The sequence below is a fragment of the Saccharopolyspora rhizosphaerae genome (genome assembly GCF_003931915.1).
Classification (GTDB): Bacteria; Actinomycetota; Actinomycetes; order Mycobacteriales; family Pseudonocardiaceae; genus Saccharopolyspora; species Saccharopolyspora rhizosphaerae.
In genome coordinates, this window is sequence record NZ_RSAA01000006.1 from 1 (window position 1) to 20,127 (window position 20,127).

The window sequence follows — 20,127 nt, forward strand, 5'->3', positions numbered from 1 at the left end:
GCGCGGGCATGCAGACGTCGAAGACGATCGTCGCGGTGAACAAGGACCCGGAGGCGCCGATCTTCGAGATCGCCGACTACGGCGTCGTGGGTGATCTGTTCAAGGTCGCCCCGCAGCTCACCGAGGAGATCACCAAGCGCAAGGGCTGATCCCCAGACGCGCGAAGCGGGCCGTGCTCCCACCGGAGCACGGCCCGCACCAGCTCGGCTGGATTACCTCATTCCGGAAGAGCCAGGCTTCCCTTATCCAACCAGCACCACACGCCAGCCACCTGAGCCCGGCCGCACAACACGCCACGACCCAAGCGGAACGCTGCGGGACACGCCTCTACGGCCCACTGGCTGACGCTCGCTGGAGCCTCAAAACCGGGCCAGGGACACGTCGGGACACCCAGCAACACCCGTCCCCGACCCGGATCAATCCGCGTTTTCGCAGTTCACAGAACAACCCGACCTGTCCCAGCACGGTGTCCCACGCGGGCTCGCAATGGGACGCCTGGGACAGCAATAAGTCCCCTGCTTCAACCGATCTCGGGAAGCAGAAGGCGAGTGAATAGTGTGCAAGTCCGTCTCGGACACGCAATTACCCCATGAACCGTGGTGAACGTTCGTTCGAGCGCTTGCCACGGTTCTTGTTTCTCCGCACCGGGATCATTCCATGGCAGTAGCAGCTGCATGCCGCCGAAGCCGGGTGTGATCCTGGCAGGCAAGCTCGCGGTGTCTTCGAGCGTCCAGCTGCTTCCCGTGCACACGATCACCTGCCCCCGTCGCCGGAGGTGATCTGCCATCTCCGTCGGCTCGCATCCAGGTCTCGCGAGCAGCCGCTCGCGGAGGTCGACGAGCAGCCTGTCTTCCCGGACGTAGACGTTCTTGGCCGCGTGCGGTGGTCGGCCGCGGGCGCTGGTGTAACCGTGCCTGCAGCGGTATCCAGCGCGACCGTTGACCCAATGCGAATACAACCGACGCCCGCACACGTCACACACCAGCAACCCCGCTAACGCATACCGGCGGGTGTCCCCGTCCTGCGTTCTCCGTGCCGTGCGCATGCCTTGCACCGCCAAGAACAGCTCGTCCGAGACCAAGGCGGGATGCACCTGGCGGTCCGACAGCACCCAGTCCTTCGCCTGCGTCCGCCTGGCTGCTCCCCCGGCCCGGCGGGCATGGTCGCCACCACGGCTGTCGGTGCTGTGGCGGTTCCACACCTCCCGCCCCGTGTACCGCGGGTTCTCCAGAATCCCGGTCACCGTCCGCACCATCCACGCCTGTCCCGGCCGGTGCGGATTCCGAACCCGATCAGCACCCGACGGACACTGCACCCCACGTTCGTTGAGCTCCCGCGCCAACCCCGCCACGGTCCGCCCGCTCGCCCGCTGCTCGAAATCCACCTCACCCACCTTGAACTTCCGGACAGTGCTGCGGTCGCGGAACTCGACCCTGCCACAGAGACGACTGCCGCGTTGCCCTGATCGTCGCCAACTATGAAGAGAATCCTGTCAAGCGACTTGCATGCTGGCGGGCCAGAAACTCACGGATTTCGCCGAACGAGTGCGCAACGCAGTCGATCGCTGGAACCTTGTCGGACTGCCTGAGCGCCCTTGAGTTCTTTTACGATCTTTAGCATGGTTGAACCAACGGAGGTGGAACGGCGACTGATCGAGAGCGCGCAGTCCGGAGTGCTGCTGAACCTCTCGGCCGAACAGGCCCGCGATGTCCGTGCCGTGGTCATCCGGGACCTGTTGCGAGGCAGGTACACCGACGAACCAGACCCACGTGGTGTGCGACTCCGCGGAGCCCGGATCATCGGTGAACTGGACCTCGCCGATGTGCGCACCGAGGTCCCGTTGACGCTCCGGGAATGCTCGCACGAGGAGCCGATCAGCCTCACCTGAGCTCATCTGCCGCACCTCGACCTCTCAGGCAGCACCTTCCCCGCGCTGGAAGCCGCTGACTTCGTCTGCGAGCACGACCTGCAGCTCAGCCGCGTTCGCACTCAGCGCCTGCACCTGATCGGCGCGAACATCTCCGGGCAACTCAGCCTGACCGACGCGCGATTAGACGCTTCCACCACGCCGGCGCTCAACGCCGAGCGGATCACTATGGGCAACGGCCTCTTCCTCACCGACAGCATCGGCAGCTCGAACAGCACCCACGGCACCTTCTGCTTCCTCGGCGCCACGGTCACGGGACCATTCGAACTCGACGGCACACGGCTGCAGTGCACCAACGGCCCAGCCCTCAACGCGGACTGGCTCACCGTCGCCGGGAGCATCTTCCTCAACGAAGGGTTCACCGCCTGCTCCGACTGCGAACGAGGCACCATCCGCCTCCAAGGTGCCTCCGTCACCGGCCAGCTCAACCTCAACGACGCGTCCTTGTCCAATTCCACCAACGACGGCCCCGGACTGGTCGTGATCGGTGCGCGAATCAGCTCCGACCTCATCCTCCCAACACGCGCACTCGTCCATTCCGGAAACAGCTCAGTCCTCGTCAGCCTGAACGGCCTGCAGTACCCGTTCGTACCGCGCAGGACGACGCACCAGGAATGGCTCACGCTCCTTGCCCACCACACCCCCGCCTACGCCGCCCAGCCCTACCAACAACTGGCCGCCGTCCACCGCGCCGCAGGACACGAGCGCGAAGCCCGCGAAATCCTCATCGCCCAACAACGCGACTTCCGCAAGCACGGCGAACTCGGCGGCGGACGCAAACTCCTCCACCTCGCAAGCGGCGCCTTCATCGGCCACGGCCACCGGCCATTCCGCGCCCTCGGATACCTAGCAGGCGTCTGCCTCCTAGCAGGCATCACGTCACTCGCCGCTTTCGCGCTCGGAATCACCACCCGAGCAACGCCACCAGGCGGTGGCTGCTCACCAGCGGAGGCCTTCGGTCTCGCTGCGGACACCGCCCTCCCACTGCTCAAGACCGGCGGCGCGAAACGCTGCGAGTTCGCCACCACCACCCCTGCCGGGCAGGTCTTCTTCGCCACCAGCTACATCCTGCACATGCTCGGCTGGGCCTTCGCCACCCTCTTCGTCGCCGGATACACCGGACTCGTCCGCAAAACCACCTGAAACCACGACACCCAGCCCACGGACGACATCACTCCAACGGATGCGGCTCTGGACCGTCAAACCGAAACAGAAACGTCAGTGATGCCGTCGTCACCCCGCGTAGGTCTGCTAACGGGTCTGGTGGCCGAGCGCTTTTGCGGACGTCATCCAGCCATACCAACGCATACGGCGGGGCCTGGCCGCCGGCTTCGTTCAGCCCGCGAGGTTGCTCCATGATTCCGAGAGCTACCCACGGTCAACTGGTCTGTTTCCGGCTGGGTGTAGACGTCGTAGGTGAGTTCGGGCGGAACGGACCAGAAGACGTCGTTGTCGAGTTCCCGCGCCTGGGCCTGCAGGTTGTCCAGTGCCCTGTTCAGCACCTGGCGCAGGACCTCAGCCGACAACACGGAATCGGACCTACCAGTAACACGCCAGTGATTCCGCAGTCATCGCAGGACGGGCCCGGATAACGGATCTTGCAACCGCGCGCGAGCTCGCCACCCGCGACGAAGCACGGGCGGTCCCAGCAGCGTTGGGACCGCCCGTCTTGTGTGCGACGAACTGCGGAAACTCTCATTCGACCGCGGGCTGCACCTCTCGTCGCTCGGTCTCCTCAGCATTCATGGCGCCACGGGTCTCCGGGCTCAGCGCTCCCGCGACGATGAAGACCAGGACCATCACGAACAGGAACACCATGAGTCGACCGGGCACGTCCGCCAGCTGCGGGCTGGCGAGGTTGACGAAGCTCGGCATCAGACCACCGACCATGAAACCGAGGTTCCAGCAGATCGCGGTTCCCCGTCCTCGCAGCGCCGTCGGATAGCGTTCGTTGAGGAACACCAGGACCGGGGCGTAGGCAGCGTTGGCGAAGAAGGCCAGGGCCGACGCGTAGAACATGATCAGGCTGGTGCTCGCCGGATCGGTGCTGGTGATCAGCCACACCAGCAAGGGCAGAGCGACGAGGTTGAACGACCCGATCACCAGCATCGTGCGCCGGCGTCCGAAGTGCTCGCTGAGCTCGCCCGCGGCAACGGCGGCCACGATCACGCCCAGACTCGAGACCAGCAGGATCATGCCCTGCGCGCTCTGGGCGACCCCGCTGACCTTGCCCAGCAACGTGGGGAGGAAACCGGAGGTCAGGTAGTACTGCGAACCGGCGCCGGAGACCAGCACCAGGTTCAGCACGAGCAGCCCTCCCCTGCCGCCACGGGCCAGGTCGGTGAAGCGCGTCTTCGGACCGGGGGTCTGCTGCTGCGCCTTCCACAGCGGCGATTCCTCGACCCCGCGAAGCACGAGGAAGCTGATCAGCGCCGCCATGAGCCCGGCGAAGAACATGACGCGCCACCCCCAGACGTTGAACTGCTCGCCCGGGAAGATCGCGCTGACCAGGAGGAACACACCGCTGGCCAGGGCCGCACCGATGCCCGCGCCGCCGCCACCGATCAGCCCGGAGATCAGGCCTCGCCAGCGCTGACCGACGCTCTCGGTGCCCAGGGTGTGCGTCGCCGCGACGACACCGCCGACGAACACGCCCTGCACCAGGCGCAGCGCCAGGAACAGCAGCGGTGCGGCGATACCGGCTGCCGCGTAGGTCGGCACGGCACCCATCGCCGCGGTGGACAACCCCACGCCGGCCAGCACGATGACCATCGTCTGCTTGCGCCCGTTGCGATCGGCGACCGCTCCGAAGATCGCCGCGCCGGCCGGGCGGAGCAGCACGCTCACCGCGAACGAGGCGTAGACCGCGGCGAGGCTCAAGGTCGGGCTCGCCACCGGGAAGATCAGGTCGCCGACGGTGCTGGCGACGTAGAGCAGGATGAACAGATCGAACAGGTCGAACGCCCACCCCGCTACCGAGGCGAAGCTCGCGTACAGCGTGGCCCTTCTGGACAGTCCGGTGCTCGCAGTGGACATGTCCACCTCCTCATCGAGGTCTGTTGGTGTGGTGTTGCGGAAAAGTTCGTGCGTTTCAACGTTCGGAGCGCCAGTTCGTCGGCGCGGGGGCCACGGCGCGTTCCAGGTCGATCTCCTCCGCTCCCGGAACGCGGATCCTGGTGAACCGGCCTTCGTCGTCGACGGGCGGAATCGTCGCGTCGAGCCCCATCTTCGCTCCAACACCGTCCGCTGTGGACGGATCGAGTCGTGATCCTTGCGCGCCACCGACGAGCACCAGATCGCGGTCGGCCTGGAAGCGGGTGGCAACGGCCCACTCGACCTCGTCCGGGTCGAAGACGTCCACATCGGAGTCGACCACCGTCACGTGCTTGATGTCGTAGTGCGCGCCCAGCGCCGCGAGAATCAAGTTCTTCACCTCGCCGGGTTCGGGATCGCGGACCTGTACGTAGAGGTGGTAGCGGCACACGCCACCGCGCGGCAGGTGCACGGCTTGCACGCACTGGAAGTTCTGCCTTAGGTGCGCCAGGAAGGAGCCTTCGCGCGGAATGCACCCCAGCAGCAGGTGTTCCAGTCCACCGCCGACGATGGTGTGGTAGATCGGGTCTCGGCGGTGCGTTATCGCGTCGATGCACACCACGTGGCGGTCGGCGCGAGGACCGTAGTACTGGGGGAATTCGCCGAAGGGCCCCTCCGGCTCCCGGACATCGGCGAGCAGCCTGCCTTCCAGCACGATCTCCGCGTCGGCGGGAACCCGGACCTCGTTGGTGACCGCCTTGGTCACCGGCAGCGGGCTGCCGCGCAGCGCACCGGCGATCTCCAGTTCGTCGTGGTCGATCGGTACCGCCGCTTGCGAGGACATCAAGGTGAGCGGGTCGACGCCGATGGCGATCGCCACCTCCAGGTCGGTGCCCGAGGCTTCGGCTTGTCCGAAGAACGCGGCCGTGTGCCTGGGCAGCAAGAGCGCCCCGAGCCGGTCCGGCCCGCTGACCTGCAGGCGGTGGATGGACACGTTCTGGGACCCGGTCGTCGGGTTGCGCGCGATGAGCAGACCCGCGGTGATGTACGGGCCGTGGTCGTGCTCGTTGTGCGTGGGAACGGGCAGCGAGCCGAGGTCGACCTCTCGGATCACCTCCTCCTGGCACGGGGCGTGCTCGACCTCGGTCCACGGAACGGGGTCTTGGCACGCCTGCTGGAAGCGGTCGATGAGTTCCGTCTCGGCGACCCCGAGCGCTTCTGCCATCCACTCGCGGCGCGACAGCAGCCCGGACACGACGGTGATGTCCTTCCCGCCGGGCTTCCCGAAGACCACCGCGCGGTCGCCGTCGAGCCGGCTGGCGATTCCGGACAGCTCGAACCGCAGGTCCACTCCCGGCCTGGCTGCCGACAGGCGTCCGGTCGCCTGCAGGTGGTCCAGCCAGCCGCGCAGATCAGCGCCGACGGGCAAGGCGTTGTTCGTCATCTCTTCTCCCCGGTGACCGCCGGGACGGTCTTCGACCGGCCCGATGTGAGGTGGGTGCAGGTCATCACCAGCAAGGGCGTTGCGACCGCGATGTAGGCGTTGTCGATGCCGAAGGGGTCACCGAGCAGGAACCAGCCGATGGTGGTCGGCAGCGCGAGCACGATGGCCCAGAACGCACCGGTCCTCGTCCCGTACCGAGGCGCGTAGAACATCAGCAGCACCAGCACCGCCAGTGCCGCGCGCAGCGATTTGGCCAGGAAAGTCACGGTGAGCACATCGGTGGCGAACAGCGCCAGCGCGATCGGCACCAAGCCGGTCACCACCGTCGCCACCCGGAGGAACAGCACGTCGCGGCGGTCGTCCCCGGCGACGTTGAAGTGCGGCTGGTAGAAGTCCTTGAGCAGCAGCGTGGAAGCGCCGATGACCAGTGCCGCGATGGTTCCGAACATCGCACCGGCGAGCCCGGCGACGACGATCCCGGCCAAGACCGGGTCGATGTCCATGGCGAACGCGGGCATGGCCTGGATGCTCTTGATGTGCGGGTAGACCACCGCGCTGCACATGCCGATGAACGCGGCGAGCAGACCGTAGGGAACCAGGATCAGCGCCGAGTAGAACCCGGCTCGCTGCGCGCGGTGGGCGTTGCCTGCGGTGGTGATCGCCTGCACGACGTACTGGGTCGCGAAGATGGCACCCACACCGGCGATCAGCCACGCGAAGATCTGCCCGAAACCCACTCCGTGCCAGGAGAACATCGTCGGCGGCAGCGCTGCTCGCAGCCCGTCCACGCCTCCTGCGCGCTGAGCGCCGATGATCGCGAGGATGATCACCCCGGCCATCTTCACGATCGCGTGCACGACGTTGGTGTAGACGACCGATCGCATGCCGCCCACCACCACGTAGAACGTGGCAAGCACACCGACCAGGACGACGGCCAGGTCCTGGTCGACGCCGAGGAGTCCACTCAGGATCGCACCACCGCTGGCGTAGACCGAGACGGCGACGATCAGCAAGGAGCAGACCATGATCATCGAAGTCGCGGTGCGCACCCTCCTCCCGTAGTAGCGGTCGAGGGCACCGGAGATCGTGTTCTCCCCCAGCGCGCTGAACTTGCGCGCCAGCAGGAAGGCGAAGAGCACGAAACCGATTCCCAGCGAGACGATGTTCCACGCGGACGAGATGCCGGATTCGTAAGCCTCCTGCGCGGTTCCGATGCTCGCGCTCGTGCCGATGAACTCGGACGCGAGCAGGAATCCGATGAGGACGGCGGGAAAGCTCTTGCCGCCGCTGGTGAATCCTGACGCGGTGCGTGTCGACCGCCCGGCCAGGAAGCTGATCAGGGCGAGCAACGCGATGTAGCCCGCGACGATGAGAACTACTAACCAACCTGATTGCAAGGGAACCCTCCAACGCCGCTCCGTTGCGGCCAGAGAAACTACGAGCGAAGTTAGACCGGTGTGAGAGGACCAGCCAGAACCTGTTGCGCATAGCTCCTATTGGCTCGGGTTATAGCCCGACCGGGAAGTGCACGTGCTTGAGCTCGGTGAACTGCTCGACGCCCTCGACACCGCGGGTGCGGCCCATCCCGGACATCCGCACGCCGCCGGAGGGCATCTCGGCGTAGGAGTGGTTGTACCCGTTCAGCCACACGGTTCCGGACTGCAGCTCGCGCGCCACGGCGAAGCCGCGCGTGAGATCACGCGTCCACACCGCTGCGGCGAGCCCGAAGGACGTGGCGTTGGCCAACTCGATCGCGTCCTCGTCGGAGTCGAAGACCTCCAGCGACAGCAGCGGACCGAAGAGGTCCTCCTGCACCACGGGTGATCGCGGATCCAGTTCGGACACGAGCGCGGGCGTGAGGAAATGACCTGGCAGGCCGTCGGGGTGCGCCTGTTGCCCGCCGACGAGGACGCGACCGTCCTCCCGCGCGCGGTCGACGGCGTTGAGGACCTTGTTCACCGCGGCTTCGGATATCAGCGGACCGAGATCGGTGCTCTCGTCCCTCGGATCTCCCGGCGTCAAGGCCGCCAGTCGTTCGCGCAGCAGTTCCTCGGCGTCCTTCGCGTGGCGCGCGTGCACGAGGATTCTGGTGCACGCCATGCACATCTGTCCGCTCGTGATCACGGCGGCACGGGCGGCCGCCTCCACCGCGGCTTCCAGGTCGGCGTCCGCCAGCACGAGCATCGAGGCCTTGCCGCCCAGTTCCAGCAGCGGCCTGGTCATGGTGGCGGCAGCGGCGCGCATGACCGCTTGCCCGGCCTCGGTCGAGCCGGTGATCGCGACGGCTCTGGTGTCGGGGTGGGCCACGAGTTCAGCGCCCACCTCGGCGTCACCGGGGAGCACGTGGAGCACCTCCGGTGGCACTCCGGCCCGGTGGCCGAGCGCGATCACGCGTCGGGTGATGTGCGTGGTCTGCGGGGCGGGCTTGACGAGCGCCGTCACTCCGGCGGCGAACGCCGGAGCCAGATCGCGCAGCAACAGCAGCACGGGCCAGTTCCACGGGGTGATGAACACCGTCGGGCCGACCGGTTCGCGCACCAGGTGCGCCTCGCTCCCGTCGGGAAGACCGGCGGCACGGCCCAGCGGAAGCCTGGCGAGACCGGCGTTGAACCGCAGGGAATCGATCGCGCCCGCGACCTCCTTGCGCGCTTCACCGATGGGTTTCCCGGTTTCTCGCACCAGGTCGTCGGCGAGTTCCGAGCTGTGGTCGCTGAGCAGGTCCGCCCAGGCGTTCAGGGACTGCGCCCGGAGCCTGTGATCTCGCGGCCACCCGGTGCGCATGGCGCGCGTCGCTTCCGACACGGCTTCGCCGATCTCGGCGTCCGTGGCTTGTTCCGCGATTTCCAGAGGTTCGAGCGTCGCCGGGTTGACCGGCTGGAGGGGTGTTTTCATCACTTCCCACCTCGGGGACGGCCGATTCGCTTGATCCGGTCCAGCAAGGTGCCGAACATCATCCGGAACGCGCTCGGCGCGGCGTGGGACTGCTGCGGTGCTTCTCCGGTGGTGGCGGCCTGGCGGACCGAGTCGGCGAACTGCTCGAACATGCGTCGGCTGATGTCGCCCGCCAGCGCTCGGCCGAACTGGGCGATTCGGCCGGTCAGGTACACGGCCGCGTCGGCGCGGAGTTCCGTCCCCGCTGCGGTGGCGTGCGCCCGCAGCGTGATGTCGGCCTGGGTTTGCGCCCCTCCGGTGTCCTGCCCCTGCGCGAGCACGCGGATCGTCCCGGTTTCCCGGTCCTGTTCGAGTACCCGGGCGATCCCGTGGAACGAGAGCTTGATGGGACCGACCGCGACCCGTGCCCGTCCGGCGTAGAGCTGCTCGCCGAGTTCCTCGGTGAGCTCCGCGCCGGGGAGGCATCCCGCCAGCACGCGCACGTCGTCGAGCACGCGCCACACCTCGTCGAACGGCACGTCCAAGGCGGTGTCCACCTGCACCGCGATCGTCGGGTCTCCCTCGGGGAGCACGATCTCCACGTTCCTGTCGGCTTCGCCCGAAGGTTCCGCGCGCTCCTCGACGACCGTCGCCGACTGACCGCCGGAGCGGCCGACCAACGCCCGCCTGGCGCAGTTGCCCGGTTCGGGGATTCCCTCCGGGTGCGCGGCGCGCGTTTGGGAGACGGCGGTCAGGATGTTCCGGTATCCGGTGCAGCGGCAGATCACGCCGGACAGCTCCGAGGGGAGCTCCTCGTCGGTGACCTCGGGCTTGTTGCTGAGCAGGTCGTAAGAGCTGAGCAGGAAGCCCGGGGTGCAGAAACCGCATTGCAGGGCGTGGTTCCGGCCGAAGGACTCCTGCAGCGGGTGCAGGTCGTCCGGGCGCCCGAGCCCCTCGACGGTGACGACCTCAGCGCCGTCGAGCTGGCAGGCGAACAGCAGGCACGCGCGGGCGGCCTCGCCGTCGACCAGCACGGTGCACATCCCGCAGACCCCGTGCTCGCATCCGACGTGGGTCCCGGTCAGTCCCAGGTGGTCGCGCAGCGCGTCCGCCAGCGTGACGCGGGCGGGGAGGTTCAGCACCGCGGGTGTGCCGTTGACGGTGAACCTCACCTCGACGGTCTCGCCGGCTTCTGCGCGGACCGGTCGAAGGCCCTCCTGCACGGGTTCTTCAGTGCTCGTCATGATTCCACCTCCGCTGTGCCGCGCACCGCGCGGCGATGCGCCTTGGCCATTTCCCGGGCCGCCAGCGCGCGCAGGAGGCGCCGCCGGTAGCCGTTCGACGCGTGCACGTCGCCGTCGGTGTCGACGACCTCGCGCACCACGTCGTCGAGCGCATCGGCCAGTTCGGCTTGGTCTCCACCGGTCGTGCGGACCAGGCTGGTCAGGTCACGGGTGACGGGCCGGTCGGAGACGCCGAAGGCCGTCATCGTCGCGGCGGACACGCCTCCGGCGTCGTCGACGCGGACGTGCGCTGCCACGCCGGCCAACGCGAAGTCGCCGTGCCTGCGCGCGATCTCCGCGAATCCGAAGCCCTCGCGCGGCCCGGCCACGGGGAAGGAGACCGCCGACAGGACGTCCTCCGGGCGCAGTGCGGTCGTCATCGCCCCGTCGAAGAACTCACGGGCTCGAACGACGCGTTCGCCTCCGGGACCCGTCAGCGTCAGCTCCGCGTCCAGGCAGCTAGCGACCGCCGGGAGCTCGGCGGCCGGGTCGGCGTGCGCCAGGCTTCCGCAGACCGTGCCACGGCTGCGCAGTTCGCGGTGCCCGACCCAGGGCAGCGCGAGCCGCAGCAGCGGCACCCGAGCGGACTCGGGCGCGTGCTCCACTCGACGCTGCCGGACGGTGGCGCCGACCTCCAGCCGGTCGCCGACCGTCCGCAGCGCGTCGAGCCCGGTGACCGCGTTGATGTCCACCAGGGTGGTCGGCCGCGCCAGCCGCATGGCCAGCACCGGCACCAGGGATTGCCCGCCGGCGATGACCTTGCCGCCTCCGTCGGCGTCGACGAGTTCGGCAACGGCGTCGGACAACGCCGCGGGGCGTGCGTACGCGAAAGGTGCGGCCTTCATCTAGATCCTCACCGCCCCTGGAACTTCGGGGCGCGCTTCTCGTTGAACGCGGCCACGCCTTCGGCGAAGTCCTTGCTGGAGCGCAGCATCGCGTAGGCCTTGCGCTCCAGCTCGATCCCGCTGTACAGCGGGGCGTCGACGCCGCGGTCGAGGACCTCCTTGGCGGTGCGCGCGGCGAGCGGGGAGAACCCGACCAACTTGGTCACGAGCTTCTCCACCTTGTCGTCGAGCTCCGCTCGATCGGCGGCCAGGTCGGCGACCAGTCCCCAGTCCTTGGCGTCGGCGGCGTTGATCCGGGACGCGGTCAGCACGTGGTACTTGGCGCGGGAGAGCCCGATCAGCCGGGCGAGGCGTTGCGTTCCGCCGGAGCCCGGGATCATGCCGAGGTTCATCTCGGGCAGCGCGAACTGGCTGCGCTCGGTCGCCACGCGGATGTCCGAGGACAGCGCGAGTTCGAACCCGACGCCGAAGCAGTAGCCGTCGACGGCGGTGATGACGACCTTGGAGCTGCGGGAGGGCGCGGTCACGTTGTGGCCGAGGTCGGTGAAGTCGATCGGGTCGACCTCCATGAAGCCGGCGATGTCGCCGCCCGAGGAGAAGTGCTCGCCTTCGCCTCGGATGACCACGACCTGGATGTCGTCGTCGGCGTCGATCTCGGCGAACCGGTCGGCCATGACCTGCCGGGTCTCCCAGGTGATGATGTTGAACTTGCCGTGGTCAAGCGTCAGGTACGCGACCCGGCCGTCGTGGCCGCGGGTCAGCTTGATCTCGCCTCCGGTGAGGGCCATGTCGTCAGTTCTCCCCTTCTGTTCCTTCGAGCACCGCGGCATCCGTTGTCGCCGCGGTGAGCAGGCGGTGGATCACGTCGCCGTGGATCGGCAACGTGGTTATGTCAGCGCCGGACGGCGCGAGCGCGTCGGCGACCGCGTTGGCGATGGCCACGGGCAGGCTCATGCAGCTGCCTTCGCCGCAGCCCTTGGCGCCGAGGCGGGTCAGCGGCGAGGGCGTTTCCAGGTGGTCGCTGCGCAGCTCGTAGCCGACCTCCGCTGTGGTCGGGCACAGGTAGTCCATGAACGTCGCGGAGGTGGGCTGGCCGTTGTCGGAGTAGCGCATCTCCTCGTACATCGCGCCGCCGATGGCGTGCGCCAGGGCGCCGTGGACCTGTCCCTCCAGCAGCACCGGGTTCAGGATGGTGCCCGCGTCGTGCACTGTGGACACCAGCTCCAGGGTGAGCTCGTAGGTCTGCGGGTCGATCCGGCAGACCACGAGCTCGGCGACGAAGCCGTAGCACAGGCTGGAGTTGATCTGGTCGCCCCGGCTGGCGGCCTTGGCCTGCGGCGGCGTGAAGGCCGCCTCCTCGTACAACCGGGCCGAGGTGCCGTCCGGCAATGAACCGGGATCCCAGTGCACCACGCCCGCGGCGTGGCGGAACTCCACCGCCCTGGAGTGGTCCTCGCGGTGCCGGATCCGCCCATCGGCGAGTTCGAGTTCCTCCGGGTCCAGTGCCAGCATCGACCCGGCCGCCGTCCGCATCGTGCGGGCGAGCCGGTCGCAGGCCTCGACCAGCGCGCTGGTCAGCAGTGGCGCGAACCTCGACGAGTAGCTGCCGGAGCTGATCGTCCACGGAGTGGTGGCCGTGTCCATCTCCACCACTGGCCGGACCTTCTCGAGCGGCAGTCCGAGCCTGTCGGCCACGACCTGCTGCGCGACCGTGGCGTGCCCCTGGCCTTGCGGGACGGTGCCCAGCAGGACCGAGACGACCCCGTTGACGTCGACGCTGACCCGAACGTGCTCGGTGGAACCCGACTTCCCGCGCCCCGGTGGGCGTTCTTCGGCCGGAGTGGCCAGTCCCACGTACCCGATGTTGGTCGCCGACGGGTCGACGATGGTGGCCAGCCCGATGCCGAAGTGCTCGCCGCGCTCCCGCGCCTCCCGCTGGCGCTGCCGCAGCGCCGGGTAGTCGGCGTTCTTCAACGCCAGGGCCAATGCCTGCGGGTAGTCACCCGAGTCGTAGATGCCGCCGGTCGCCGTCTGGTACGGGAACGCGTCGGCCTGCACCAGGTTGCGCTGGCGGATCTCGGCGGCGTCGACCCCGCAGGTCGCGGCGATCTTGTCCATCAGCCGCTCCAGCCCGAAGTAGAGCTGCTGGCCGCCGAAACCGCGGTTGAGGCCGGTCGGCGTCTTGTTGGTCACCACCGCGCGCGAGCGGATCTGCACGGCTTCGACGTCGTAGGCGCCGGTGAGGTTGCCGAAGCAGCGGTAGAGCGTGCTCGGTTCCGGCGGGCGCAGGTAGGCGCCGACGTTGTCGACGAGATCCGCCCGCAGCGCCTGGACCTTGCCCTCGGCGTTGACCGCCGCTTCGAAGCGCATCGCTCGGTCCGAACCCGCCGAGCTGGCCAGCAGGTGTTCGCTGCGGTCCTCGGTCCAGCGCACGGGCCGGCCGGCGTGCTTGCTGGCCAGCGCCATCAGCACCACGTAGGGGTAGATCCCGGCCTTGATGCCGAAGCTGCCGCCGTTGTCGGCGGGGATCATCAGCCGCACCCGCGAGGTCGGGACGCCCAGCGCTCCCGCGATCACCGGGACCATGGAGAACGGGCCGTGGAAGTTCGCCCAGGCCGCGATCGCCGGACCGTCCACTTCGTCCTGCCATTCGGCGATCACCGAGTAGCACTCCATCGGTGTCGACGAATAGCGCGGGAACCGGTACTCGCCGCTGACGACGTGATCGGCTGCGGCGAAGAGCTCGTCCACGGGACCGAAGTGGAACGTGCGGTCGGTGGCGACGTTGCCATCGGCGTGCTCGTGAAGCCGCGGCGCCTCGGGGCGCAACGCAGCCTCGACGTCGACCACCGGCGGCAGCGGTTCGTAGTCCACCGCGACCAGCTCGGCGGCGTCCTCGGCGGCGTAGCGGTCGGCCGCGACCACGACCGCCACGGGTTCGCCGACGAAGCGCGCCCGATCGGTCGCCGTCGGGTAGTACGGCATGGGCGTCTTCAGCGACAGCGGGAACGGGTTCAGCGCTTCGAGGACCTCGTCGGGTCCGATGACCGCCGCCACGCCGGGGTGCGCGCGAGCCCGGGTGAGGTCGACGCCGCGGATGCGGGCGTGCGGGTGCGGGCTGCGCACGATCGCCGCGGTCAACGTGCCGGGCAGCGGATCGAGGTCGTCGAGGAACCGGCCGCGCCCGGTCAGCAGGGCAGGGTCCTCGATGCGTGCCGTGGTGCGTGCAGGGGTCATCGAGGTGCTCACTTTCGCGATCCGATCGAAGCAGCGGACAGCTCTGCCAGCGGGTTGAACCGCCCGCCGGCGAGTTCGCGGCGCAGGATCTTGCCCACCGCCGACTTGGGGACCTCGGCGACCGCGACCACCTTCTTGGGCCGCTTGAGCGGCGGCAGCCCGGAACCGGAACGGATGTAGGCGCTCAGCGCGGCGGCGGCGTCCTGCGGTGTCAGCCCCGCGGCGGGGACGAAGAACGCGGTGACGGCCTGCCCCCAACGGTCGTCCGGCATCCCGACGACCACGACGTCGGCGACCTCCGGGCAGCGGATCAGCGCGTCCTCGATCTCGTCGGGGTAGATGTTCTCGCCACCCGAATTGATCATGTCGTCGACGCGTCCGGAGACCCACAGGTCGCCGTCCTCGTCCGCGACGGCGAGATCGCCGGGGAAGTACCAGCCGCCGCGGATGGATTTCGCGTCGGCGTCGGGCCGGTTCCAGTACCCGGCGAACGCTTCCGGCGACTCCATCGAGATCGCGATCTGCCCCTGCTCGCCGGCACCGACCAGCGCGTCCGGCGTGGCCTGCGGGTGCGGATCGACGAGGCGAACCCGCGTGAACACGCCGGGGCGTCCGGCGCATCCCGGTTTGGCCGCGACGTCCGGCCCGATGGTGAAGGTGTAGATCTCGGTGCTTCCGAAGTGGTTGACGAACACATCGGGTTCGAGCGCGTCGACGAGCGACTCCGCCAGCGCGGGGGTCATCGCGGCTCCGGCGTAGGCGAGCTTGCGGACCCCGGTCTCCCCCAGCCGGCCCGTGCCGAGCAGGCTCCAGTAGATCGTGGGCACCAGGTACAGCGCGGAGACCCGCTCGCGGGTGATCAGCTCCAGCGATTCCTCGGCGTCGAAGCGGACCTGCGGGACCCAGGTCCCGGCGCTGACCACGCTGGAGAGCAGGGTGCGTAGGCCCATCGTGTGGAACATGGGCATCACACCGAGGGTCGTCTCGAAGGGAGCCGACCGGCTCTGGTGCAGGTGCGCGACGGCGGCGTGGAACTCCGCCCGGTGCGTGCGCGGAACGCCCTTCGGCTTCCCGGTGGTGCCGGAGGTGTAGAGCATGACGCTCGTGTCGGAATCGCGGACCTGCACGTCGATCGCGCTCTCGGTCTGATCGGCGGCGAGTTCCAGCAGCGCTGCGACACCGGCCGGAGCGCCTTCACCGACGTGCGCGTGCGGCACGGGCTCGGTGAGTCGCAGCGCCGCGCTCGCCGTCTCGACCGTGGGCTCATCGGTGACCAGTAACTTCGGTGCCGCATCGGACAAGCAGTAGGCGAGCTCGTCAGCACCGAAGCGGAACGACAGCGGAACCGAGACGGCTCCGAGCTTCTGCGCGGCCAGGTGCAGCGAGGCCATCGGTTCGCCACCGGCGAGCAGGAACACGACCCTGTCGCCGTGCCCGACGCCGAGCTCGGCCAAGGCCCGAGCCAGCTGGTTGGTGCGGGCGTCCCACTCCGCGTAGGTCATCGAGAGCTCGCCGCCAACCGCACGTCTGGCGGGGTACCGCTCGGCGGTCCAGCTCAGCACTGTCCCGAGATCCATTCTCAGTCCTCTCGCAGCATCAGCGATGCGAAACAAGTCCGAAGCCGATCATCCGTTTCACATCGTCTGAAACAGATGATTGGAAACGTACGGTAGGGTTTGGAGCGTGTCAACGGTTCGGCTTTCCACGACCTCGTACGTCGTGCTGGGGATGATCGCCATGCGCGGGCCTTCGACCTCGTACGACCTCAAACGGGCCATCGGCCACTCGGTGGGCTACTTCTGGCACTTCCCGCACGCCCAGCTCTACTCCGAGCCCAAGCGGCTCGAACAGCTGGGACTGCTCGAAGTCGAGGAGGAGGACGACGGCCGTCGCCGCCGCACCTACACGATCACCGACACCGGTCTCTCGGCTCTCCGCTCATGGCTGGCCGAGCCCACCGACCAGCACTACGAGCTGCGCGACATCGCCGAGATCAAGCTCTTCTTCAACGAGCTCGCCGAGCCCGACGACATCAAGCGGCTCGCGCAGGACCAGATCAAGCAGCACCAGGACCGCATAGCCGAGTACGAGCAGATGCAGGAGCGCTTCGGCCACGAGTCGGCCATCTCCCGACGCATGGTCACGCTCGGCCTCGGCCTGGAGATGGAGCACGCGGCCCTGCGGTTCTGGACCTCGCTGGCAGAACGCGCCGAGCGAGGCGAGTTCGAGGCTTAACCCCGCGCGGGCCGATTGGCCGCTGCGTCCGCGAGCAGTTCCAGGAACAGAGCGGCAGGCGGTGACAGCGGGGTCCTGGCGCGGTGAACGATGCCCAGTTCCCGGGCAGCGCCCTCGTCGTCGATCGGGATCGTGACGGGATAGCCCGCGCCGGCGAGTTCCGGCAGCAACGAGACGCCCAGACCGCTGGCCACCATGCCCTGCAGCACCGACAGCTGGGTGGTCTCCACCGTCACCGTCGGCTCGAACCCGGCTCGGTTGCAGATCTGCTCCAGCAGCTCCCGCAGCCCGTAGTCCCGTTGGATGGCGACGAACTTCTCGGACTTCAACTCGACCAGCGCTATTTCACTCCGGTCGGCCAGCGGATGCTCCGGCGGGACCAGAGCGACGATCGGTTCGCGCACGATCGACCGGCCCACGAGTCCAGGCCGCGCCCAAGGGGCCCGGATCACCGCGAGGTCCAATCGCCCGTCCTCCACCATCCGCTCGAACTCGGCGGAGACGTTGTGCTCGGTGAGCCGGACCTCGACCTCCGGGTACTCGCGGCGGAAGTCCGCGAGCACTCCCGGCAGCAGCCCGGCGCCGACGCTGGGCAACACGCCGATCGACACCCGCCCGCCTTGCAGGCTGCGCACGGCGGCGGCGCCCGCCCGCGCCCGGTCGAGGTGCGCCAACGCCTGCTGGACGTGGGCGACGAACTCCTCACCGGCCGCGGTGAGCACCACCCTGCGGCCCAGTCGGTCGAAGAGGGCGACGCCGAGCTCCTTCTCGAGCTTGCGGATCTGCACCGACAACGACGGCTGGGCCAGGAAGAGGTCCTCGGCCGCTCGGCTGAAGCTCCCGGCGCGCGCGACCGCGAGCACGTAGCGCAGTTGGTGGAGCTCCATGCCGACATCATGCGCGAACGGACCGCCGATCGGTAGCCGACGGCGCGCTCCGCTCTCCGGACCACCGGGTCGCGTGCGGGTGCGGCAACGACAGGGCGTCCAGCGCGCGAGCGACCGTGTGGGTGACCATCTCGTCGATCGACGACGGCTGGGTGTAGAACGCCGGCACCGGCGGCATCAGCACCGCTCCCGCTTCGGCGGCCTGCGCCATCAACCGGATGTGCCCGGGGTGCAGCGGTGTCTCGCGCAACATCAGCACCAGGGGCCTGCGCTCCTTCAACGTCACATCGGCGGCGCGCACCAGCAGGTTGTCGTCGAAGCTGTTGGCGATCGCCGACAACGTCTTGACGCTGCACGGCGCGACCAGCATTCCGTCGACCGGGAACGACCCGCTCGCGATCGCGGCCCCCAGATCGTGCTCCGAGTGCGTCACCGACGCCCGCTCCCGCGCGTCCGCGGCCGTCCAGGACGTCTCCTGCGCCAAGGTCGCCCGCGCCGCGCGGGTGAGCACCAGGTGCGTTTCGACTCCCAACTGTGCGAGCAGCTCCAGTGCGCGGATCCCGTAGATCACACCGGACGCACCGGTGATGCCGACGACGATGCGAGGTGGGAACTCGTCGGGACGCATCACACGAACACCCCTCCGCCGTCCACCACGATCGTCTGCCCGGTCACGAAACCGCTGCCGTCGCCGCACAACCACACCACCGCACCGACCAGGTCCTCGGGTTCCATGGAACGCGGCACGGAACGCGTGGTCTTCATGCGTTCCAAGTAGTTCGCATCGTTGATGTCGCGAGAAGCCGCGTCGTCGACCAAGCCGGGCGAGACGGCGTTCACCGCGATGCCCTCCGGCCCCAGCTCGCGCGCCGCGGCCCTGGTCAAGCCCTCGACCGCTGCCTTGGACGCCACGTAATGCGCGAAACCGGCCGCCCCGGTCCGGGACACGACGGAGGCGATGTTGACGATCCGCCCGCCACCCCGCTCCCGCATGGCGGGGGCAACGGCGCGGATCGACTGCCAGCAACCGCGAACGTTGACGCGGAGCACGAGGTCCCACTCGTCGTTGGTCAGCTCCGTGAGCGTCCTCTTCGGCCCCAGCGTCCGGTAGATCGCCGCGTTGTTGACCAGGCAATCCAGGCCGCCGAACCGATCACCGGCCAGGTCCACTACGCGCTGCAGATCTTCGTCCGAAGTGATGTCGCAACCGGCGAAAACAGCTTGACCCGCACCTTGCGCCGTGGCCTTCTCCGCGATCTCCCGACCCGTTTCGGAGAAGCCGTCCAGGTCAGTGGCCACCACGTTCGCGCCCTGCCCGGTCAATGCCATGGTGTAGGCAACGCCGATATCACCGGTCGCACCCGTCAGCAGGACGACCTTGCCGGTCAGGTCAGCACCCATCACCGCACCCCTCTCCATCCGCACGAGCCCGCCAGGCGCTGTTGCCTCGCGGACGCCCTGTCATCCACTGAGTCAAAGCGCTCGTGCGGGGCGCCGACAATGAGCGATGCCCTACTCCGGCCATAGGCAACGCGTATGCGAGATCTCGCGAGTGGAACCGCGCACGTGTCCCTCGGTAGCCGGCACCCGCTCCTTCCACCGCGATCCATGTCTGGGACACGCAGGGACACCTAACAGTGGGCGTCCCTTCGCGCGCCAATCCGACATTTTGCAGCTCACACGGCGGTCCCAGCCTGTCCCGGACCATGTCCAAGGAAGACTGGTGAAGGGACGGGCGGACACCGAAACCTCCTGCCTCAACCTGTTTCGGGAAGCAGAAGGCGGGTGAATAGTGTGCAACTCCGTCCTCGGACACGCACACTATTCACCCGGTTCGCCGGGTGAATTTTTATTTCGGCAGCTCTCTCACCCGGCTCGTACCGAACCTGCAGGTCAACGGCCTCGTAGAGGCTGGCCAGCCGCTCGGGCTTGGCGCCCGACAGCGCCGCATAGACGTCACCGAGGGAATCGACCATCGCGTAGACCTCGGCCTCGGAGATCGCTCCGCCGGTCGTGGGTGTGTTCTCCAGTTCGGCACGAGCGGCCGCGCGTTCCGCCTGGGCAGTGTTGATCACATCGGTCAGCGCCGCGGGGTCCACTCCGGCACCGATCGCGTCCTGGAACCGACGCAACCGAGCCTCGGCATCAGCCAATCGCGTCTTAGCCGCCTCAAGGGACACAGACGACTCTCCGGGCGACTCCTGTGACTCGACCAGCGCCGCCACGGTCTGATCGATCTGATCCGGTGCGAACAGGCCACCCAGCAACCCGTTGACCGACTCTCTGAGTAGGTCCTCGCGCAGGTACACCGCTGGAGGGTGTTCGGCCAGCACCGGCAATTCGCTGGTGATCGTGACCATGCACC

Annotated in this window: 17 protein-coding genes and 1 pseudogene; 4 read left to right on the top strand and 14 right to left on the bottom strand. The window is 68.3% G+C overall.

What is annotated here, in order from left to right:
• Positions 1–149: pseudogene (locus tag EIL87_RS05560) on the top strand (electron transfer flavoprotein subunit alpha/FixB family protein); the annotation flags it as partial.
• Between the two features lie 371 nt (positions 150–520).
• Here EIL87_RS05560 and EIL87_RS05565 read toward each other — a convergent pair.
• A complete protein-coding gene (locus EIL87_RS05565; protein WP_233576049.1) occupies positions 521–1,384 on the bottom strand; it encodes a recombinase family protein in 864 nt (287 codons plus the stop codon).
• 234 nt (positions 1,385–1,618) lie between these two features.
• Here EIL87_RS05565 and EIL87_RS05570 point away from each other — a divergent pair, with 234 nt between their 5' ends.
• Positions 1,619–1,888 carry a hypothetical protein gene (locus EIL87_RS05570; protein WP_125089091.1) on the top strand — a complete coding sequence of 90 codons (270 nt, stop codon included), beginning with the start codon at positions 1,619–1,621 and terminating at the stop codon, positions 1,886–1,888.
• A gap of 207 nt (positions 1,889–2,095) precedes the next feature.
• Positions 2,096–3,070, top strand: coding sequence for a hypothetical protein (locus EIL87_RS05575; RefSeq protein ID WP_125089092.1), 975 nt, complete (start codon positions 2,096–2,098; stop codon positions 3,068–3,070).
• A gap of 552 nt (positions 3,071–3,622) precedes the next feature.
• Here EIL87_RS05575 and EIL87_RS05580 read toward each other — a convergent pair.
• From EIL87_RS05580 to EIL87_RS05620, 9 genes are all read right to left on the bottom strand, one after another.
• Positions 3,623–4,963: an MFS transporter gene (locus tag EIL87_RS05580; RefSeq protein WP_125089093.1), complete on the bottom strand. Its 1,341-nt coding sequence runs from the start codon at positions 4,961–4,963 to the stop codon at positions 3,623–3,625.
• A 55-nt stretch (positions 4,964–5,018) separates the two neighbouring features.
• Positions 5,019–6,404 carry a UbiD family decarboxylase gene (locus EIL87_RS05585; RefSeq protein WP_125089094.1) on the bottom strand — a complete coding sequence of 462 codons (1,386 nt, stop codon included), beginning with the start codon at positions 6,402–6,404 and terminating at the stop codon, positions 5,019–5,021.
• Positions 6,401–7,801 carry a sodium:solute symporter family protein gene (locus EIL87_RS05590; RefSeq protein ID WP_125089095.1) on the bottom strand — a complete coding sequence of 467 codons (1,401 nt, stop codon included), beginning with the start codon at positions 7,799–7,801 and terminating at the stop codon, positions 6,401–6,403. The genes EIL87_RS05585 and EIL87_RS05590 overlap by 4 nt, the downstream gene beginning before the upstream one ends.
• 109 nt (positions 7,802–7,910) lie before the next feature.
• The gene (locus EIL87_RS05595; protein WP_125089096.1) at positions 7,911–9,296 is read right to left on the bottom strand and encodes an aldehyde dehydrogenase family protein; all 1,386 of its coding nucleotides are present in this window, start codon (positions 9,294–9,296) and stop codon (positions 7,911–7,913) included.
• The gene (locus EIL87_RS05600; protein WP_125089097.1) at positions 9,296–10,519 is read right to left on the bottom strand and encodes a xanthine dehydrogenase family Fe-S subunit; all 1,224 of its coding nucleotides are present in this window, start codon (positions 10,517–10,519) and stop codon (positions 9,296–9,298) included. The genes EIL87_RS05595 and EIL87_RS05600 overlap by 1 nt, the downstream gene beginning before the upstream one ends.
• Positions 10,516–11,403, bottom strand: a complete 888-nt coding sequence (locus EIL87_RS05605; RefSeq protein ID WP_125089098.1) for an FAD binding domain-containing protein — start codon at positions 11,401–11,403, stop codon at positions 10,516–10,518. The genes EIL87_RS05600 and EIL87_RS05605 overlap by 4 nt, the downstream gene beginning before the upstream one ends.
• Before the next feature lie 8 nt (positions 11,404–11,411).
• Positions 11,412–12,191, bottom strand: coding sequence for an enoyl-CoA hydratase/isomerase family protein (locus tag EIL87_RS05610; protein ID WP_125089099.1), 780 nt, complete (start codon positions 12,189–12,191; stop codon positions 11,412–11,414).
• A 4-nt stretch (positions 12,192–12,195) separates the two neighbouring features.
• Positions 12,196–14,640, bottom strand: a complete 2,445-nt coding sequence (locus EIL87_RS05615; protein WP_125089100.1) for a xanthine dehydrogenase family protein molybdopterin-binding subunit — start codon at positions 14,638–14,640, stop codon at positions 12,196–12,198.
• A gap of 8 nt (positions 14,641–14,648) precedes the next feature.
• Positions 14,649–16,217, bottom strand: coding sequence for a class I adenylate-forming enzyme family protein (locus EIL87_RS05620; RefSeq protein WP_125089101.1), 1,569 nt, complete (start codon positions 16,215–16,217; stop codon positions 14,649–14,651).
• A gap of 106 nt (positions 16,218–16,323) precedes the next feature.
• Between EIL87_RS05620 and EIL87_RS05625 the strand changes: the two genes are divergently transcribed.
• Positions 16,324–16,875, top strand: coding sequence for a PadR family transcriptional regulator (locus EIL87_RS05625; RefSeq protein ID WP_233576050.1), 552 nt, complete (start codon positions 16,324–16,326; stop codon positions 16,873–16,875).
• On the opposite strand, the gene EIL87_RS05630 is transcribed toward EIL87_RS05625, so the two are convergent.
• The 4 genes from EIL87_RS05630 to EIL87_RS05645 form a co-directional block, all read right to left on the bottom strand.
• Positions 16,872–17,762: a LysR family transcriptional regulator gene (locus EIL87_RS05630; protein ID WP_125089102.1), complete on the bottom strand. Its 891-nt coding sequence runs from the start codon at positions 17,760–17,762 to the stop codon at positions 16,872–16,874. The genes EIL87_RS05625 and EIL87_RS05630 overlap by 4 nt on opposite strands.
• Positions 17,763–17,769: 7 nt before the next feature.
• Positions 17,770–18,390: a UbiX family flavin prenyltransferase gene (locus EIL87_RS05635; RefSeq protein WP_125089103.1), complete on the bottom strand. Its 621-nt coding sequence runs from the start codon at positions 18,388–18,390 to the stop codon at positions 17,770–17,772.
• Positions 18,390–19,163, bottom strand: coding sequence for an SDR family NAD(P)-dependent oxidoreductase (locus EIL87_RS05640; RefSeq protein ID WP_158628590.1), 774 nt, complete (start codon positions 19,161–19,163; stop codon positions 18,390–18,392). Before EIL87_RS05640 ends, EIL87_RS05635 begins: the two co-directional genes overlap by 1 nt.
• A gap of 356 nt (positions 19,164–19,519) precedes the next feature.
• Complete coding sequence (locus EIL87_RS05645) at positions 19,520–20,122, bottom strand: hypothetical protein (protein ID WP_125089105.1); 603 nt, start codon at positions 20,120–20,122, stop codon at positions 19,520–19,522.
• Positions 20,123–20,127 lie beyond the last annotated feature (5 nt).

Bases quoted from the DNA above. Each gene is read 5' to 3' on its own strand.
- EIL87_RS05570 (WP_125089091.1), top strand. From the start codon at position 1,619: ATGGTTGAACCAACGGAGGTGGAACGGCGACTGATCGAGAGCGCGCAG.
- EIL87_RS05575 (WP_125089092.1), top strand. From the start codon at position 2,096: ATGGGCAACGGCCTCTTCCTCACCGACAGCATCGGCAGCTCGAACAGC.
- EIL87_RS05580 (WP_125089093.1), bottom strand. From the start codon at position 4,963: ATGTCCACTGCGAGCACCGGACTGTCCAGAAGGGCCACGCTGTACGCG.
- EIL87_RS05585 (WP_125089094.1), bottom strand. From the start codon at position 6,404: ATGACGAACAACGCCTTGCCCGTCGGCGCTGATCTGCGCGGCTGGCTG.
- EIL87_RS05595 (WP_125089096.1), bottom strand. From the start codon at position 9,296: ATGAAAACACCCCTCCAGCCGGTCAACCCGGCGACGCTCGAACCTCTG.
- EIL87_RS05600 (WP_125089097.1), bottom strand. From the start codon at position 10,519: ATGACGAGCACTGAAGAACCCGTGCAGGAGGGCCTTCGACCGGTCCGC.
- EIL87_RS05605 (WP_125089098.1), bottom strand. From the start codon at position 11,403: ATGAAGGCCGCACCTTTCGCGTACGCACGCCCCGCGGCGTTGTCCGAC.
- EIL87_RS05610 (WP_125089099.1), bottom strand. From the start codon at position 12,191: ATGGCCCTCACCGGAGGCGAGATCAAGCTGACCCGCGGCCACGACGGC.
- EIL87_RS05615 (WP_125089100.1), bottom strand. From the start codon at position 14,640: ATGACCCCTGCACGCACCACGGCACGCATCGAGGACCCTGCCCTGCTG.
- EIL87_RS05620 (WP_125089101.1), bottom strand. From the start codon at position 16,217: ATGGATCTCGGGACAGTGCTGAGCTGGACCGCCGAGCGGTACCCCGCC.
- EIL87_RS05630 (WP_125089102.1), bottom strand. From the start codon at position 17,762: ATGGAGCTCCACCAACTGCGCTACGTGCTCGCGGTCGCGCGCGCCGGG.
- EIL87_RS05635 (WP_125089103.1), bottom strand. From the start codon at position 18,390: ATGCGTCCCGACGAGTTCCCACCTCGCATCGTCGTCGGCATCACCGGT.
- EIL87_RS05640 (WP_158628590.1), bottom strand. From the start codon at position 19,163: ATGGGTGCTGACCTGACCGGCAAGGTCGTCCTGCTGACGGGTGCGACC.
- EIL87_RS05645 (WP_125089105.1), bottom strand. From the start codon at position 20,122: ATGGTCACGATCACCAGCGAATTGCCGGTGCTGGCCGAACACCCTCCA.